At 32.4% G+C, this 17,334-nt stretch carries 17 protein-coding genes; 8 read left to right on the forward strand and 9 right to left on the reverse strand.

Annotated features, from left to right (window positions below; all coding sequences use genetic code 11):
- The first annotated feature begins 83 nt into the window (after positions 1-83).
- A complete protein-coding gene (locus tag Q0876_RS09370) occupies positions 84-1,091 on the forward strand; it encodes a type IX secretion system membrane protein PorP/SprF (RefSeq protein WP_299226759.1) in 1,008 nt (335 codons plus the stop codon).
- Positions 1,092-1,168: 77 nt separating this feature from the next.
- On the opposite strand, the gene Q0876_RS09375 is transcribed toward Q0876_RS09370, so the two are convergent.
- The gene (locus Q0876_RS09375) at positions 1,169-2,320 is read right to left on the reverse strand and encodes a vWA domain-containing protein (protein WP_299226762.1); all 1,152 of its coding nucleotides are present in this window, start codon (positions 2,318-2,320) and stop codon (positions 1,169-1,171) included.
- A gap of 208 nt (positions 2,321-2,528) precedes the next feature.
- Between Q0876_RS09375 and Q0876_RS09380 the strand changes: the two genes are divergently transcribed.
- From Q0876_RS09380 to Q0876_RS09390, 3 genes are read left to right on the forward strand one after another with little or no spacing between them, the layout of a single operon-like run.
- Positions 2,529-4,673: a histidine kinase gene (locus Q0876_RS09380; protein WP_299226765.1), complete on the forward strand. Its 2,145-nt coding sequence runs from the start codon at positions 2,529-2,531 to the stop codon at positions 4,671-4,673.
- Between the two features lie 19 nt (positions 4,674-4,692).
- Positions 4,693-5,427, forward strand: a complete 735-nt coding sequence (locus Q0876_RS09385) for a LytTR family DNA-binding domain-containing protein (protein WP_299226768.1) — start codon at positions 4,693-4,695, stop codon at positions 5,425-5,427.
- Between the two features lie 38 nt (positions 5,428-5,465).
- On the forward strand, positions 5,466-5,978 hold the full coding sequence (locus tag Q0876_RS09390) for a gamma carbonic anhydrase family protein (protein WP_299226771.1): 513 nt from the start codon (positions 5,466-5,468) through the stop codon (positions 5,976-5,978).
- 1 nt (position 5,979) lies between these two features.
- Here the strand turns inward: Q0876_RS09390 and murI are convergent, their stop codons facing one another.
- The 8 genes from murI to Q0876_RS09430 all read right to left on the reverse strand — a co-directional run bounded on the left by murI (position 5,980) and on the right by Q0876_RS09430 (position 14,240).
- Positions 5,980-6,759 (reverse strand): glutamate racemase, encoded by a 780-nt coding sequence (gene murI / locus Q0876_RS09395; protein ID WP_299226774.1) that lies wholly within the window; start codon positions 6,757-6,759, stop codon positions 5,980-5,982.
- 72 nt (positions 6,760-6,831) lie between these two features.
- On the reverse strand, positions 6,832-7,341 hold the full coding sequence (locus Q0876_RS09400; RefSeq protein ID WP_299226777.1) for an OmpH family outer membrane protein: 510 nt from the start codon (positions 7,339-7,341) through the stop codon (positions 6,832-6,834).
- 33 nt (positions 7,342-7,374) lie between these two features.
- Positions 7,375-8,415: an OmpH family outer membrane protein gene (locus tag Q0876_RS09405; RefSeq protein WP_299226780.1), complete on the reverse strand. Its 1,041-nt coding sequence runs from the start codon at positions 8,413-8,415 to the stop codon at positions 7,375-7,377.
- Between the two features lie 168 nt (positions 8,416-8,583).
- Positions 8,584-11,169 (reverse strand): POTRA domain-containing protein, encoded by a 2,586-nt coding sequence (locus Q0876_RS09410; RefSeq protein ID WP_299226783.1) that lies wholly within the window; start codon positions 11,167-11,169, stop codon positions 8,584-8,586.
- Positions 11,141-11,881 (reverse strand): isoprenyl transferase, encoded by a 741-nt coding sequence (locus tag Q0876_RS09415; protein WP_299226786.1) that lies wholly within the window; start codon positions 11,879-11,881, stop codon positions 11,141-11,143. The genes Q0876_RS09410 and Q0876_RS09415 overlap by 29 nt, the downstream gene beginning before the upstream one ends.
- On the reverse strand, positions 11,882-12,547 hold the full coding sequence (locus Q0876_RS09420) for a DUF6089 family protein (RefSeq protein ID WP_367276649.1): 666 nt from the start codon (positions 12,545-12,547) through the stop codon (positions 11,882-11,884).
- Positions 12,548-12,670: 123 nt separating this feature from the next.
- Positions 12,671-13,555: an NAD kinase gene (locus Q0876_RS09425; RefSeq protein ID WP_299226792.1), complete on the reverse strand. Its 885-nt coding sequence runs from the start codon at positions 13,553-13,555 to the stop codon at positions 12,671-12,673.
- Positions 13,556-13,583: 28 nt separating this feature from the next.
- On the reverse strand, positions 13,584-14,240 hold the full coding sequence (locus Q0876_RS09430) for an acetoin utilization protein acuB (protein WP_299226795.1): 657 nt from the start codon (positions 14,238-14,240) through the stop codon (positions 13,584-13,586).
- Positions 14,241-14,329: 89 nt separating this feature from the next.
- On the opposite strand from Q0876_RS09430, the gene Q0876_RS09435 reads away from it, so the two are divergent.
- The 4 genes from Q0876_RS09435 to Q0876_RS09450 are packed head-to-tail and all read left to right on the forward strand — an operon-like array spanning position 14,330 to position 17,298.
- A complete protein-coding gene (locus Q0876_RS09435) occupies positions 14,330-15,043 on the forward strand; it encodes a pyridoxine 5'-phosphate synthase (protein WP_299226798.1) in 714 nt (237 codons plus the stop codon).
- Positions 15,043-15,810, forward strand: coding sequence for an alpha/beta fold hydrolase (locus Q0876_RS09440; RefSeq protein WP_299226801.1), 768 nt, complete (start codon positions 15,043-15,045; stop codon positions 15,808-15,810). Before Q0876_RS09435 ends, Q0876_RS09440 begins: the two co-directional genes overlap by 1 nt.
- A gap of 14 nt (positions 15,811-15,824) precedes the next feature.
- Complete coding sequence (locus Q0876_RS09445; protein WP_299226804.1) at positions 15,825-16,913, forward strand: energy transducer TonB; 1,089 nt, start codon at positions 15,825-15,827, stop codon at positions 16,911-16,913.
- Between the two features lie 37 nt (positions 16,914-16,950).
- Positions 16,951-17,298, forward strand: a complete 348-nt coding sequence (locus Q0876_RS09450) for a phage holin family protein (RefSeq protein WP_299226808.1) — start codon at positions 16,951-16,953, stop codon at positions 17,296-17,298.
- Positions 17,299-17,334: the final 36 nt, after the last annotated feature.

Consider the following 17,334-nt stretch of genomic DNA (forward strand, 5'->3'; position numbering starts at 1 on the left):
GTTTGTGGTAGAGTACAACGAACCTAATAATGGTCAACGTAAAGAATTTAAAGCCCATTTTACCCTGAAAAGATAAATAAGATATGAATTTAAAAAAGTATTGTTTAATAGCGATTATAGCATTGTTTACTCAAATTGGTACTGCTCAAGAAGGATTACCCATTTATTCAGATTATTTAACAGATAATTATTATTTAATCCATCCGTCAATGGCTGGTGTAGCAAATTGTGCTAAAGTAAGACTTACTGCTAGACAGCAGTGGTTCGGACAAGACGAAGCTCCAAACTTACAAACCTTGAGTGTCAATAGTAGAATTGGTGACTCTCCTTCTGCAGTTGGAGCAATAGTTTATAATGATAAAAACGGTTATCATTCACAAACAGGAGCATATTTAACTTATGCGCATCACTTGATGTTTTCTAGAAATGAAATTGATTTAAATATGTTATCATTTGGTTTGAGTGCTGGATTAATTCAGTATAAATTAGATGAAACAGAGTTTTTAGCAGATGGATTCGATCCAATTATTGCTGGTGTAGAACAAAGTGCTACAAACTTCAACGTAGATTTTGGATTCTCATATCATTTGATAGATTTTTACGCTCATGCTACTGTTAAGAACGTACTTAATAATGATGGTATTAATTTCAATGAACAAGGATTAAGCTATGATAATTTGAGAACATACCTATTCTCAGCTGGTAATACATTTAGTAAATATAATAGCGATTGGAGTTATGAGCCTTCTATAATGTATATGTATAGAGATGCTACAGAAGAGTCTTCTATCGATATCAATGCTAAGGTTTATAGAGAAATGGATTTTGGTACACTTTGGGGAGGGTTATCTTACCGAAGAAGTTTTGATGGTGCAGAATTTCAAGATGGTTCAGGTGTAAGTAGTCAAAAACTACAGTACTTTACCCCTTTTGTTGGTGTAGATTATAACAATTTTGTATTTGCCTATACCTATTCATACCAAGCAAATTCTGTTGTTTTTAACAATGGTGGTTTCCACCAAATAACATTAGGATACAACTTTAATTGTAGAAAAGAAAAGTACGAATGTAATTGTCCTGCAATTAATTAATTCTTCTTATATGATATAAATAAAAACATCTCGGAATTTCCGAGATGTTTTTATTTTAAGCTTGTTTGTTATTAAGATTACCATTTATACTTTTTCTGTTTTGCTTGAGTTTTTATAGCTTTAATCATAGCACTTTCAAGCCTTGTATTATCATTTTGTTTGGAAGCGATAAAATTACGACGTTTTTCATTTAAAGCTTGAATCTCTTCTTGTATAGAATTACGCTCAGTTCGTTTATTAGAAACATAAGCTTTTATTTCAGACTTGCTTTTTCCTTTTAGCTCTTCTGGTAGATCACTGTCTTTTAAATCTTCATATCTGAAGTTTTCTTCACTTTCAGCATCAACTAAATCCCATGTTGCGTTTTTGTATAGATGTGAACTTTTACTTACTGTTCTGCTCACTGCATTTTCGTTGCTATAACCATGAGCATTGGCGTCTTGTTCAGCTTGCACATGCATTTTGGACTTCCCTAAACGTCCATAGGCAATATATGTATTGTTGAGTTTTTGATTTAGCTTTAGTATTTGGTCGTCAAATGGTGTTGCGACGTAAGTAGTAGCTTGGTTATGATTTATCGCAATATAATCACCATGAGTAATATCAGCACCATCCTTCCAATAAGTAGAAATACCTTGATTATAGTCTCCACAGAAGATAGTATTTACAGTGACATCTTTACTGTGAGCTAATTTTGCAGCATCTTTATAGTTGATTTTACCTTGCGAAAAGGGCTCATTTCCAGCGATGAAGATAAGCTTCAAATCATCTTGATTATTTCCCCAATTAAGTTGGTTTAATGACGTTTGGATTACTTGACCGCAATACTCATTTCCACCATTAGTGGTGAGTGAAAATAATTGTTTTGATATTTCATCTAAATCACTGCTAAATGCTATGACTTGTCTAATATAGCCTTCTTCACTATTCAAATTGTCATTTCCGTATTCATATAAAGCAATTTGTAAGCTGGGTTTATCATTACCACACTTAGCATAAGATAACTCATTCACAACATCCCAAAGTTGTGATTTAGCTTGATCTATAAGACCGTCCATGCTATTACTTGTATCTAATAAAAGTGCCACTTTTATGAATTGCTTATTAAGCTCATGTTTTGAGTCTCCATTTCTAGCCAAACTTACCTCATTGGTTTTATTATTGGCATTACACGATAAACATATCATCATTGCTATTGTAAATAGGTTTACCTTTAAAAGTATTTTCATTTTTAATCGTTTTTAAATTGATATAGTAAATCTAATTATGTCTTTTGTTAATTAAAAACGATAATGAGCAAACCACTTTTTATAATGCGTAACTAGTACGTTTTAATGAGTAAGAATGTCTTTTCTATAGACTAAACTGCTGATATTGCTAAGACATCATTTTATTAAATCAATTAAAGTATGTATGTTTAGTCAACTAAATTTTAAAATGTCATTACTTCTAAGATATAGTCTATTAATTCTGATGTGTTTTCCAATTTTAAATTTGAATGCACAGGAAAGCAATTCTTATTTTTCTATACGAGGTTCTGTTCGCGAAAGCGATACATATAAACCAATACCTAAAGTGAATATAGAGGTTAATGGAGGCGCATACACAATTACTGATTCAGATGGTAGGTTCTTAATTACTAGAGTAAAAAAAGGAGATGAGCTTATTGTTAGACATAAAGACTTTGAAACTGTTTACTATACGATAATCAATGATGATAGAATTACCATTGAAGTTGAACCAGTTATTATAAAAAAGAAAACTAATTCAAAATATAAGCGTGATATTAAACTGTTCAACTCGTTAATTGATTCTGTAGCTAAATTCAAGAAAAAAGATGTAGCCAAAAGTATTGAATTCGTTGGAGAAGCCTTATTGCAGAGTAATTCAGTTAAACAAAATGCTGAAGCCTATCAAGTTTTAGCAGAAGTTTACATGTATTGGAAACAATACGATTTAGCCGTAACCAATTATAGAATCAGTCTACAGAATTTAGAAACCAATGAGGCAAAATTAGGTTTGGCTAATGCTTATGGCTTAAATAAAAACTATCAAGAGAGTATAGATACTTATGAGGCCATTGACGTAAGTTCATTGGGAAATTATCAAAAAGCCACTTTTTATGAAGGCTTAGGAGACACTTACTATCATATAAAAGACTTTGAAGCCTCTTTAGAGGCATATAATAAAGGGCTTGAGGTAGCTAAAAATCATTTAATATCGCCTAAAGTAGTAGATTTGAATTCAAAAATTGCCCAGGTTTATAATGCATCTGGGAAAACGGCTGCAGCAGAAGAGGCTTTTGATAGAACAATGAATTTAGCTGAGCAACAAACTAAAAAAAGAGCGTTAGAAGAGAAAGTAACCGTTGCAGATTTTCAAAATACAGCTAGAAATTATGATAAAGAAATTATACTTAGAAAGGAGATTATTGAAGATGTAGAGGACGTAGAAAACGATTCTTTAATTGAAAATGAAAGTGCACTTACTCCTCAAAAACAAAATTATAAAATTGGAAACGCTTATTTCTTACAAAAAGATTATCTCAATGCAATACCATACTTTGAAAAAAGTATTCAAGAGGCCAATGAAAAAGAAGATCTTGTTGTTAAAAAGGATGCCACTAAGAAATTATCAGATGTTCATTTTGATGCTGGCAACTATGAAGAAGCCAAAGTTGCCTTTGAGGCCTATAAAGATGTTGTAGACGAACTCTATATAAAAAGAGAGCAAGAGCTCTCTCAGGCAGACCGCTTTAGACGTAATATTATCGAAAAACAAAACCGAATAACTAGTCTTGAAAGTGATAGGCAATTAACTAATAGTTTGATCTCAGAGCGTAATAAGAACCAGCAATTAATTATCTATTCGTTAATAACTGGTATGTTATTATTGGTTGTTATTGGCTTTTTTATGTTCAAGTATATAAAACAGCAGCGTTTAGCTAATAACCTGTTAGCATTAAAGTCGTTGAGAAGCCAAATGAATCCACATTTTATTTTCAACGCACTTAATTCTGTAAATAGTTTTATAGCAATTAATGATGAACGTACCGCTAATAAATACCTTTCCGATTTCTCTCATTTGATGCGAGCTGTTTTAGAAAATAGTGAAGAAGATTTCATTCCACTTGAAAAGGAGATCGAACTACTAGAACTATACACTAAGTTAGAACATTTTAGATTTCAAGATAAATTTGATTATAGTATAACAATAGATAACGCTATACCTATTTCAGAATATCAAATTCCTCCAATGTTATTACAGCCATATATAGAGAATGCGGTTTGGCATGGACTTCGTTATAAAAAACAAAAAGGGCATTTAAACATTAGTATAGAAAAAAAGAATACTACCGAAATCACAATCACAGTTTCTGACGATGGAATTGGTAGAGAACGTTCAAAATCTCTAAAAACCGAAAATCAACAAAAGCAAAACTCTAAAGGAATGGGTAATATCAAGAAAAGAGTAACCATTTTAAATCAAATGTATAAGGATAAAGTTGACGTTTTTGTTGACGATTTTCAGAATGAAGAAGATACAGGAACAAAAGTAGTAGTGACACTTAAAAAAGATTAATCATATCAATATTTGAAACATGAAGCTTAAATCTATCATTGTAGAAGACGAAGAGACTAGTCGGGAAATTCTTAAGAACTATCTTAAAAAATACTGCCCTAATCTTGATATATTAGGTGAAGCTGCTAACATAGATGATGCATTGGTGCTCATTAGAAATCACGATTTAGATCTGGTGTTTTTAGACGTGGAGATGCCTTATGGAAATGCGTTTGATTTGTTAGATAAAGTTGGTGATATAGATTTTGAGACGATATTCGTAACAGCATATAATCATTATGCTATTGAAGCACTCAATGCCCATGCTTCCTATTATTTAATGAAACCTATTTCTATAGATGAACTAATTAAGGCTGTAGACTATGTAACTGATATAAAAACTAAAGAAGACGCTTTACAAGATCAGGTATTGGTATCAAAAACGAATCACGTTAATGGTAAAATAACGATACCGCAGCAGGACGGATTTGAAGTCTTAGACACCTCTAATATATTATATTGTAAAGCGGATGATAACTACACTGAAATCTATTTAAAAAACAATAAGAAAAAACTAGTTAGTAAAACTTTAAAATATTTTGAAGAAGCACTTACAGACAGTAGTTTTGCTAGAGTACATAAAAGTTATTTGGTCAATGTTAACGAAGTTACCAAATATGTGAAAGGAAAAGGCGGAAGTGTAATTTTAAGTAGTGGAAAACAAATCATAGTTTCGGCATCTAAGAAAGCTAATTTATTAGCGTTTTTTAAATAGTTCAATAAATAAAAATTAATTATAGATTATAATTCAATATGCCAGTTATAAAACCAGTAAATGGGAAACAACCTCAAATCCCTGAGGATTGTTACATTGCCGAAAACGCTACCATTGTAGGTGACGTCACTATAGGAAACCAATGTAGTATTTGGTTCAATGCAGTTGTTAGAGGCGACGTACATTACATAAAAATGGGTAACAAAGTCAATGTGCAAGATGGAGCAATTATACATGCTACCTATCAAAAATCACCAACTACTATAGGAAATAATGTATCTATTGGTCATAATGCTATTGTACATGGCTGTACAGTACATGATAATGTCCTCATTGGCATGGGAAGCATTATTATGGATGATTGTATAGTTGAGAGCAATTGTATTATTGCAGCAGGAGCTGTAGTAACAGCAAATACCAGAGTCGAATCTGGAAGTATATATGCTGGTGTTCCTGCAAAGAAAATAAAAGATATTAGTCAAGAATTAATTTCTAATGAAATTGACCGTATCGCAAACAATTATGTAAACTATTCGAGTTGGTTCAAATAGTTTAAAAGTCTAATGCTTCTACTGGAAACTTTTGGTTTATAATGCTTCTGAGCACTTGAACACTACCATTAGTATAAAACATATTGATGGGTTTTATAAGTGTCTTATTTAGAAGTTGATGTTGATCTAAAATAGATTTTGTTTGTCTTGCAACAGCCAAGCCAGAATCTATTATTTTAACTTGTTTAGGTAACATTTCAATAAGTAGAGGAATTAAATACGGGTAATGTGTACAGCCTAACACTAAATGGTCAATATTGGCTTCAATCATAGGCTTAAGATATATTTTTAGTAATTCTCTCATCTGTTCAGATTCAGTTTTACCCGTTTCGATTAAGGGAACAATACCATCTCCTATTTGTTCTATCACTCGAATACCATTGCTATAGAGATCTGTTGTTTGATGAAATAATTTGCTAGTTAGCGTGCCTTTGGTGGCTAAAATACCTATGGTTTTGGTTTTTGTATTTAATGCTGCGGGTTTTATGGCAGGCTCAATTCCTATAAAAGGTATATTATAGGTCGCTCTTAAATAACCAATGGCATTAGTTGTAGCTGTATTACAGGCAACGACAATGATCTTACATCCTTTAGAAAGTAAATTTTCTGTGTTTTTAATACTGAGGTTAATAATCTCTTGTTTAGATTTATTACCATAAGGTGCATGCCTGCTATCAGCTAGATAAATAGAATTTTCAAAAGGTAAGAGTGTATGCATCTCTTTAAAGATAGATGTACCTCCAATTCCAGAATCAAAAATGCCAATAGGTGCTTTACTCATAATGAATTACAAAAATAAAAAAGCCACTTATTAAAGTGGCTTTCATGTTCAATTATTTTAGTAGATGTTTTTTTAGAATCCTAATTCTTTTTTAACATCTTCTAATAGATCTTTACCATCTGCAACTAGAACTCCTCCACCAGTAGTAGAATCTAAAACATACTCATAACCTAGAGCTTTGGCTACTTTATCAATTGCTGCTTTAGCTTTTTCAAAAATAGGTTTTAGTAAGTCTGTTTCTTTCTTTTGCAAGTCTTGTTGTGCTTGTGCTTGGTATTGACGAATACTTTGCTCCATAGTTTGAACTTCTTGAACTCTAGCTGTATTCTCTTCTTCAGTTTTTGTGTCTGCTTCAGACTGGAATTGCTTCATTTTAGTTTGAAGTTCAGTAGCCATAGTCTTTATTTCTGCTTCGTAAGTCTTAGTCAATTTTTCAATCTCAGCTTTTGCAGCTTTCATCTCTGGCATGGCATCAACTAACTGAGTCGTATTTATATGCGCTACTTTAGACTGTGCAGCTGAAAAACTTGTAGCTCCAATGAAAAGTAAACTTGCAAATAAAAGGGTTTTTAAATGTTTCATTTTAAAATTTGTTACGTGTTATAATTATTGTTTTTAGTTATTATTGTCAGGAACACTGTCCTTTTTCTTTTTATTAGCTTCTCGTTCTTCTTTGGCTTTTTTTCTGTCAGCGAGTATTTTTTTCCTTCTCTCGTCTAAGGCTTTTTGTCGTGCTTCTCTGTCTTTTATTTTTTGTTGCTTCTTTTCCTCAGCGATCTGTGCTGGTGTTTTTTCAGTATTTCCAGTTGTTGGACTTGTTTTGTCTCCTGCTTTTCTTGAGGCAATTGTGTCTTGAGGCACATTTCGCTTAGCGCTATTTATACTATCACGTTCAGCTTTTGCTTTAGCTCTGTCATCTAATATTTTTTGACGACGTGCTGCTGCTGCATCTTTTAATGAATCTCTACGTCTCTGTTGATCTTCTTGACGTTTAGCTACTGCAGTGTCACGAGCATTCTTTTTGTCTTCTAAAGCCTTTTCGCGTTCATCTAATTCTTTATTCACAACTGGGACAACATCTTCTTGTTCAGCTTTTCTGCGTTCAGCTCTAGATTTGGCTTGCGTACGTTTAGATGATCTAGTAATACTCCTAATAACCAGTTCACTAATGTCAAAACGTTCAGCAGAGTAGAGCATAACAACGTCTGCAGATTTATCAAAAATAAAATCATACTTTTTGTTACCTGCAATTTCTTGAACTGCTGCAAAAATTTGATCTTGTATAGGTTGTATTAATTGTTGCTTTTGAATCATTAAATCACCATTAGGACCAAAACGTTTTTGTTGATAATCTAAGATTTCTGTTTCTTCATAAGAAATGTCTTCCAGACGTTCTTCATACAATTCATTAGTTAATAATACACGCTCAGTTTCTAATTGTTTTTTCTTTAAATCTACGGCATTCAATCGTTGCTCAATCTCTATTTTCCATTGCTGTACCTTTTGGTCTAACTGCGTCGTAGCTTGTTGATATTCTGGTACATTTTGTAAAATATATTCAGTATCTATATAGCCAATTCTAACTCCACGTTGTGCATTGGAAACAAAGCTCATTACACTCAATACTGTCACTAAAAAAAGAACTTTATGTTTCATCTGTTTTATTTTATAATTTATTGATATCACTATAAATATTAAAATGACAGATTATAATTACGATACTGCCATTGGGTTTCATTTTTCAAATTAACGAAATATATTCTGAAAAATTTTAACACCTGCATTAAATCGTCATAATTGCTTATTGAAAATATCGTGCCAAAATTAAAATTGTTGTCCAATAATAAAGTGAGTTTCCCATCCATTCTTATTGATTTGACCTGGAAGTGCATCAAAGCCGTGACCAAAATCAATACCTAATAACCCAAAAGCTGGCATGAAAATTCTAAGTCCAAAACCTGCAGAACGATTGATGTTAAACGGATTGTAATCTCTGAAATTATCAAATGAAGCTCCACCTTCAGCAAACCCAAGCACAAAAATCTTTGCTTGACCTTCTAAGGTAATAGGATATCTTAATTCTAACGAAAATTTATTGTAAATAGTTCCACCATCTTGAGATGATAATGACTGATTTGGATAACCACGAAGCTGTATGATCTCCCTTCCATCTAAAGCAAAATTTCCTAAACCATCACCTCCAAGGAAAAATCGTTCAAAAGGGATAACACCTCTATCATTGTTATATGCGCCAAGAAAGCCAAACTCTAAACCAGACTTTACCACCAGTTTTTTCACTATGCGCGTATACCAATCGCCTTTAAATTTAACTTTGTAGAATTCTAACCAGTTGTAACGCTCTTGATCTATTTCACCGATTCTTTCAAAATCATCTGGGTCTGCAGGATTAAGTGCATCACGTTCTTCTTTTAATGCTTTATAATCTACATTGTTAAATAAAGAATACGGAAAAGATAACTTTGCCGTTACAGCAAAACTTGATCCGCCTTCAGGATAAATTGGATCTGTGTAAAGATTATTTCTACTTAAACCAACAGTATATGAAAGGTTGTTTGAGTAGCCATCACCAAAAGTGAATAATCCAGTATTATAATTTTTAAGGTCGTAATGTTGGAATCCAATAGATTGCGATAATGTAAAATAATCGTCTGGAACTTTTAATCGTTTCGCTAATCCAACCGAAATACCTGTAATATTAAATCGACGGTCTTTATCTGCATCTCTTGTAACAGGATTAAATAAAAATTGTCTTGTGTGTGATATTGAAGTAGATAATTGTACTGGACGCTTTCCACCTAGCCAAGGTTCAGAAAATGAAAAGCTATAGGTTTGGAAAAAACGAGACGCTTGTAAACGTAAAGCTAATGTTTGACCATCTCCTGTAGGAATTGGTTTCCAAGCTTCTTTGTTAAAAAGATCTTTTATAGCAAAATTATTGAAAGAAAGCCCTAATGTTCCAATGAAGCCACCACCGCCATAACCACCTTGTAGTTCTATTTGACTAGAACCAGCTTCTACTACTGAATATTCAATATCTACAGTACCATCGTTAGGGTTCATGTTTTTAAAATCTGGAGATATTTGTTGCGCATCAAAATAACCAAGCTGACCTAATTCTCTAATAGTTCTTACGACGTTACTTTTGCTATAGAGCTGACCAGGTTTTGTACGTAATTCTCTATATATAACATGGTCGTTAGTTTTATCGTTTCCTCTAACAGTCACGTTATTGAAGTAAGCAGGTTTACCTTCAGAAATTCTAATTTCCATATCAATTACGTTACCATCAGCGCTAACTTCAACAGGGTTAATCGTTGAGAAAAGGTATCCTGTATCTTGATAGGCATTTGTAATATCTACAGCATCTGGTCTAGTGTCATCAGCAATACGTTTACGTAATTCAACACCATTGTAGGTGTCGCCTTCATTGATTCTTAAAATAGAATGCAATTGTTCGTCTGTATACACACTATTTCCAACGAAAGTAATTTTACCAAATCGATATTGCTCACCTTCTTCAACTTGAATGTTAAGTGTAATGGTTTTATCGTCTTTATAGATTATAGAGTCTGATATTATTCTTGCATCTCTATACCCATTTTCTTTATACTTATCAATAATATTTACTAAATCTTCTTTGTAATCTTCTTCAATATATTTTGAACGTTTTAAAATACGTATAGGGTTTTTTTGTTTGGTGTTTTTCATGGCTTTTCTGAGTTTCTTCCCAGAAAGCTTTTCGTTACCAGTAAAATTAATTTTATCTATTTTAACTTTCTCACCTTTGTCAACATAAATCAACATATTGACACGACTTTTTTCTATAGAGTCATTGGTAATTTCTTTTGTGTTTACCGTAACTTTAGTATTTAGGAAGCCATTTTTTTTGTACTTGTTTGTAAGATAATTACGTGTAGTCGTAATGAGGTTTTCAGTAACCTTAACACCTTTAGAAAGGTTGTTGTCTTTTAATAATACGTCTTTTTTATTCTTCTTTACCCCTTGTATATCTACTTCATTAAGTTCAGGTAAATCAACTAAGTTAATTTCTATATATGCTTTATCACCTTCTGTTCTAACTAGGTAAACATCAATACTACTAAATAAGTTACTTTTCCATAACTTCTTTATTGCATTACTGATTTTTTCACCTGGAATGACAATTTGTTCACCTTTACGCAAACCAGAATAGGAGACAATAGTTTGTTCACTAAAATTAGTGTTACCAGTAACGGTCACTTCTTCTAAAGTGTAAGTTTTACCATTATTAAAGTCAAGTTGTTGTGCAACTGACACACAAGAAAAGATAAAAATAAATGCGGTTAATAGTTGCTTGATGTATGTTTTCAAAAGTATGTTGTTAACTAAGTTGTTCACTGGTTTTTCCAAATCGTCGTTCTCTGTTTTGATAGTTGATCAAAGCTTCATATAAGTTTTCTTTCTTAAAATCTGGCCATAATACATCTGTAAAATATAATTCGGCATAGGCTATTTGCCATAATAAGAAATTGCTTATTCTTTGTTCACCACTAGTCCTTATTAACAAATCAACATCTGGTAAATTTTGCGTGTAAAGATGCTTATTTATAATTGATTCGTCAATACTTTCAATAGAAATTATATTATTTTTAACGTTCGCAGCAATATTTTTTACAGCCTTGATGATCTCTTCTCTAGAACCGTAACTTAGTGCTAGGGTCAAGGTCATGTGCGAATTGTTTTTTGTTTTATCAATAACCTCTAATAACTCTGAATGTGCTTTTTTTGGTAAATCGTCAAGATTTCCAATAGCAGAAAGTTTTATGTTATTGTCTTGAAGTGTTTTGATTTCTTTTTTTAGTGATTTAACCAAAAGCTTCATTAAGGTTTGTACTTCTAGTTTAGGCCGTTTCCAATTTTCTGTAGAGAAAGCGTAGAGTGTTAAATGTTTAATCCCTATTTCTGCAGAGGCTTCAACTATATCTCTGACAGATTTAGTTCCATTTTCATGACCAAAAACCCGTACCATTCCTTTTTGTTTAGCCCAACGACCATTACCATCCATAATTATGGCGACATGATTTGGTAGTTTGTTGAGTTGTATTTGATCTTTTGAGTTCATTTAAAAATTACAATAACAAGGCCTTTGACCAAATGTATAAGTTAATGTAAAACCGGAAAACACATACCAGTCATTACTATTCGTATTACCAAAACTTAGGTTTTCTCTAAAATCTGCATCAGGAACACTTCCATCAATTTCATCAGAAAATGTATATCTAGCACCAATTTCCATGCCTAAAACAAAATGATTTGTAATATTGGTTTTAACTCCAAGTACCATTGGGATGCCAAACGCCCAGCTGCTAGTATCTTCACTTCTTATAGTACCAGTTTGGTCGAAATAAAAGTTGTCATGGTAGGCAGATGTGATACCAGAAAACAAATAAGGTGTAAATTTTATGCCAGTTGTGTGAAGGTCAAAATCCCAAAATGTAAATTCCATACCTGCAGATATTTCTAATAAATTACTGTCAAAAGAGTAATCACGAGCAATTCGCCTTGGGTCATCAGAATTTTTATCTTCACCTACTAAATCAGCATAAATTATAGAAACACGCCAAGAATGTCTTGGACTTCTATTCCATTTAAAAATAGCACCTAAAGCAGGCCTATTGGGTGAGATGTAGTTTGTGGCACCAACATCACCAATAAAATTACTTCCGCCAGCAAACACACCAATTTCATATATTTGAGAATGGCTTATTTGTGCGAAACTTATACTCAATAAAAATAAGATAAAATACCTCATAAATTTTTAAAAGTTTGCAAATATAATAAATATGATTTGCCTATAACAATTTGAGGCAAATAGTATTACAGATAAACAGTTTTTGTAGGATTTTATTGTTTAGTTTCGCCTGTCTTCACCCCAAAGCATCTTTTTTCTGAGGGTATCAATAAAACTTTCTTTTAGGAGTTCTACCATTTTGATTTTAAATTTAGCCTTTTTTATAGTAACAACAGTTGAATTGTGTAGTGTAGCAATTCTAGAATCGAGAGATATTAAATAATGTTCTTCCCGACCGTCAATCTTTAATTGTATTTCTGTATCGTCAGGGATTACTAAAGGTCTTGCATTCAAATTATGAGGTGCTATAGGTGTTAATACAAGACTATTTGTGTCTGGAGTAATTACTGGTCCACCACAGCTAAGCGAATACCCAGTTGAGCCAGTAGGAGTAGATAATATAAGTCCATCAGCCCAATACGATGTTAAATATTCACTATTTAAATTTGTTTCAACCGTAATCATCGAGGTTGTATTTTTTCTGCTAACAGCAATTTCGTTAAGCGCAAAATTTGTTTCTTCTAGGTCTGTATTAATTGGATTAGTTGTAACACTAAGTAATGTGCGTTCGGAGGTTTTGTAGTTGCCATTTAAAATATCTTCAATGGCAGCTTTAATTTGATTGGTTTGAATTGTAGCTAAAAAGCCCAATCGACCTGTATTAATTCCAACAATTGGAATTAATAAGTCTCTAACGTAAGTTATAGCTCTTAAGATGGTTCCATCACCACCAATACTTATTAATAAAGAGTAAGAGTTGTCTAAGGTTTCAAAAGTATTAAATGCATCAAATCTTGAAAAGGTTTCACTCTCATGCTTAATAATATTAAAAAAATCATTTTCAATACAAACATCAACTTTTTTTTGCAACAGAATATCTAAAAGACGCTCAATGCTTTCTTGGGTATTATTGTGATAATATTGACCGTATATTGCTATTTTCATCTATGGTATCTGTAAAATGATGAATCTTTTAAATGTCTAAATATTTTTTAAGATATTCTGAGCGTTCTTTTAAGTTCTCTACATAGGTGTCTTCTTCATGACCAGAAACAATGTTATAACTATATCTTCTAAATGTTTGAATCACATCATTAAGGCCAGAATTTCCTATTTTCAAAGTGATCTGAACAACATCACTTTCAAGCTTTGAAACAAATGCGCCTAAAATTTTTGCATCATTAGATTCAACGATTTGGCTAATTTCACTAAATGAATAGTCTTGAATACCTTTTTCAATAATTAGAATTCCTCCTGGTTCAGAAAAGAAAGGCGTATCATTAAATAGACCAATAATGTCATTGAGTTCGTAATAACCCAAATACACATTCTTACTACTCAGAACAGGCATAATATTACAAGAGTTTTGAGCAAATGTTTCGAGAACATCTAACCAATTTGTGTGAGATCTTACAAAGAAGCCTTCTATAGCATAATTACAGTCTGCAATGGTTCTTTTGCCATCAAAACAATGTGCATCTGTTTCAGAAATGCAACCGAGATAAGTGCCATTATTTTGAATTGGAATATGCGAATAGGTCAATTCATTAAATAACATCTGTAGGTCACTCACCTTGTCATCAATGCTAAGTGGTTTAATATCGCTTATAATGTATTCTTGTAAAGGCATAATTACAATGTATATTCTATGCAAATTAATTAAAAATAACCACAAAAAGCATTAAGTACTTTGTATTTTTGCTATAGAAATTTGAACAAATGACCAAGTTAAGCGTAAATATTAATAAGATTGCTACATTGCGTAATTCAAGAGGTGGCAATACACCGAATGTGGTGCAGTTTGCTAAAGACGTACAACGTTTTGGAGCAGAAGGAGTAACTGTTCATCCAAGACCAGACGAACGCCATATTAAATATCAAGACACTAGAGATCTAAAATCAGTGGTTTATACAGAGTTTAATGTGGAAGGAAATCCTATAACATCATTTGTAGATCTTGTGCTAGAGGTAAAGCCTACGCAAGTTACCTTAGTGCCAGATACGGTTGATGCATTAACTTCAGATGCAGGTTGGGATACACTGAAGTATAAACATTTTTTAACTGAGGTAGTTTCAGAGTTTAAATCTAATGGTATTAGAACATCGATCTTTGTTGATCCAGTTTTAGAAATGATTGAAGGTGCTAAAGCAACTGGAACAGATCGAATTGAACTATATACTGAAACCTTTGCACATCAATATAATTTGGGTAACAAAAATGCCATTGAGCCCTTTACAAAAGCTGCAGAATTGTCAAATAAAATAGGATTAGGTGTCAATGCTGGGCATGATTTATCATTAGATAATATTAAGTTCTTCAAAAATAATATTCCTGGATTGTTAGAAGTGTCTATTGGTCACGCTTTAGTATCTGAAAGCTTGTATCTAGGCATAGAAAATGTAGTACAAATGTATCTTCATAAACTAAAATAATGCAATTACACTCTAATATAATAGGTGCTGGTCGACCGTTTATAATACTTCATGGATTTCTCGGTATGAGTGATAACTGGAAAACACTAGGAAATAGATTTAGTGAAGTTGGATTTGAAGTTCATCTTGTAGATCAGCGTAACCATGGTCGTAGTTTTCACGATTCTGAATTCAATTATGATGTTCTAGCAGATGACTTAAAGCACTATTGTGATGTGCATCAACTCAAAGATATTATCCTCTTAGGGCATTCTATGGGTGGAAAAACAGCAATGCTTTTTGCTACAATGTATTCAGAATTGGTGTCTAAATTGTTGGTTGCAGATATAAGTCCGCGTTTTTACCCAATTCATCACGATGCCATTTTAGCTGGATTGAGCGCTTTGAACTTCAATGAAATTAAAAGTCGAGGCGCCGCAGATAAGGTTTTGTCTAACTATGTGCCTGAAGTTGGAACCCGACTTTTTTTATTAAAAAACCTTTACTGGGTAGATAAAGGACAATTGGCGCTTCGAATTAATCTTGAAGTATTAAAAGACAACGTTCATGAAGTTGGAGAAGCGTTACCTGTACATTCAAAATTTGAAAGCCCAACCCTATTCCTAAGAGGTGATAAAAGTGAGTATGTTATGTCTGCCGATGAAGCCTTAATCAAACAACATTTTCCATTGGCAACAATTAAAACGATAAGTAATGCTGGGCATTGGCTTCATGCCGAAAACCCAAGTGATTTTTACCAGGCCGTTATTACGTTTATTACAAACTAAATAATTGATTAGATATGAAATTAATATTAACCATAGCTGCTTATTTATTTTGTTGTCAAATAGTTTTGACACAAGATACTCGAGAATTTAAAGACTATTATAGCAATGGACAACTTAAAACTGAAGGACAATATTCAGACAAAAAGCCTATTGGTAGTTGGAAAGATTATTACGAGAGCGGACAAATACGTCGCGAATATAGTTATACAGATGGTAAACAAGATAAAGAAGCCATTTGGTATTATGAAAATGGAAATGTAAAAAGTAAAACTGAAAAAAGAGATGGTAGACATGTCACTCTCGGTTATTATAAAACTGGAGAATTGTTTTATGAACAAATGCTAAAGGATGGCTATTATAAAGAATACCGAAAAGATAAAACCTTAAAGGTTGAATCAAATTATCTAGATTATCAGCTTTCAGGAACATGGATACAATATTACAATAATGGTAATGCTATTGAATGGAAGGTCGATTATGTAAATGGTTATCGAAACGGCACCTATAAAAACTACTATGAAAATGGGACGCTCAAAATAGAAGGTAAGATATCTGAAAATAAAAAGAATGGTGAAGAAAAACATTTTACAGAAAACGGACTTCTAAAGTGGAAGGGTTATTATGAAAATGATATGTTCAATAAAACATGGATTCGCTACAATGCTGATGGTAAAAAAGTAGAAAAGATTAAATTTAAAGCTGGAATTGCTAGTGAACCAGAGATGAACTTTATGTTAACTCCAACTCAAGTTCCAGATGGTGTTTTAGAAAACGTACCTGTGTATCCAGGTTGTGAAGATTTTATTGGTAATAGGGCCAAGAAATTTTGTATGAGCGATAAAATTGCACGTTTTGTAAATGTGACATTCAATATAGATCTAGCTTACGATTTGAATCTTTCAGGAAGACAAAGAATTTATGTGATGTTTAAAATTGATAAATCTGGAAATGTTATAGAAGCACGTGCTAGAGCTCCACATCCAAAACTTGAGGCCGAGGCCATTCGTGTTGTTAATCTATTACCACAATTATCACCAGGATTACAAAGAGGAAAAGAAGTTATTGTGCCTTACTCATTACCTATTCTTTTTCAAGTGCAATAAAAAGCGTAAATTTAGTAAAACTTAAAACCTCAAACGAATGAATCTCATTTTAAGACTTTTAATAACAGCAGCTATTGTTGTATTGCTAGCACATTTTTTACCTGGTGTAGCTGTAAGTGGTTTTACTGCAGCAATAATTGTAGCAGTTGTATTGGCATTACTGAATGCTATTTTAAAACCCATACTTATTATTTTAACCATACCAATAACCATTGTCACTCTTGGTTTGTTTTTATTGGTTATTAATGCTTGCATTATTTTATTAGCAGATAAGTTTATTGATGGTTTTGGTGTTAGTGGTTTCTTTACGGCACTACTGTTTAGTATTCTATTATCAATATCACAATCTATTGCGTATTCATTTTTAAAAGAAGATAAAAAATAGTCTCAAATACAGTAACTTAAAATATTGTTGGGTTGT

The sequence above is a fragment of the uncultured Psychroserpens sp. genome (assembly GCF_947503375.1).
GTDB lineage: Bacteria > Bacteroidota > Bacteroidia > Flavobacteriales > Flavobacteriaceae > Psychroserpens.

Excerpts from the sequence above, each read along its gene's own strand:
- Q0876_RS09370 (WP_299226759.1), top strand. The coding sequence starts at position 84 with ATGAATTTAAAAAAGTATTGTTTAATAGCGATTATAGCATTGTTTACT.
- Q0876_RS09375 (WP_299226762.1), bottom strand. The coding sequence starts at position 2,320 with ATGAAAATACTTTTAAAGGTAAACCTATTTACAATAGCAATGATGATA.
- Q0876_RS09380 (WP_299226765.1), top strand. The coding sequence starts at position 2,529 with ATGTCATTACTTCTAAGATATAGTCTATTAATTCTGATGTGTTTTCCA.
- Q0876_RS09385 (WP_299226768.1), top strand. The coding sequence starts at position 4,693 with ATGAAGCTTAAATCTATCATTGTAGAAGACGAAGAGACTAGTCGGGAA.
- Q0876_RS09390 (WP_299226771.1), top strand. The coding sequence starts at position 5,466 with ATGCCAGTTATAAAACCAGTAAATGGGAAACAACCTCAAATCCCTGAG.
- murI (WP_299226774.1), bottom strand. The coding sequence starts at position 6,759 with ATGAGTAAAGCACCTATTGGCATTTTTGATTCTGGAATTGGAGGTACA.
- Q0876_RS09400 (WP_299226777.1), bottom strand. The coding sequence starts at position 7,341 with ATGAAACATTTAAAAACCCTTTTATTTGCAAGTTTACTTTTCATTGGA.
- Q0876_RS09405 (WP_299226780.1), bottom strand. The coding sequence starts at position 8,415 with ATGAAACATAAAGTTCTTTTTTTAGTGACAGTATTGAGTGTAATGAGC.
- Q0876_RS09415 (WP_299226786.1), bottom strand. The coding sequence starts at position 11,881 with ATGAACTCAAAAGATCAAATACAACTCAACAAACTACCAAATCATGTC.
- Q0876_RS09425 (WP_299226792.1), bottom strand. The coding sequence starts at position 13,555 with ATGAAAATAGCAATATACGGTCAATATTATCACAATAATACCCAAGAA.
- Q0876_RS09430 (WP_299226795.1), bottom strand. The coding sequence starts at position 14,240 with ATGCCTTTACAAGAATACATTATAAGCGATATTAAACCACTTAGCATT.
- Q0876_RS09435 (WP_299226798.1), top strand. The coding sequence starts at position 14,330 with ATGACCAAGTTAAGCGTAAATATTAATAAGATTGCTACATTGCGTAAT.
- Q0876_RS09440 (WP_299226801.1), top strand. The coding sequence starts at position 15,043 with ATGCAATTACACTCTAATATAATAGGTGCTGGTCGACCGTTTATAATA.
- Q0876_RS09445 (WP_299226804.1), top strand. The coding sequence starts at position 15,825 with ATGAAATTAATATTAACCATAGCTGCTTATTTATTTTGTTGTCAAATA.
- Q0876_RS09450 (WP_299226808.1), top strand. The coding sequence starts at position 16,951 with ATGAATCTCATTTTAAGACTTTTAATAACAGCAGCTATTGTTGTATTG.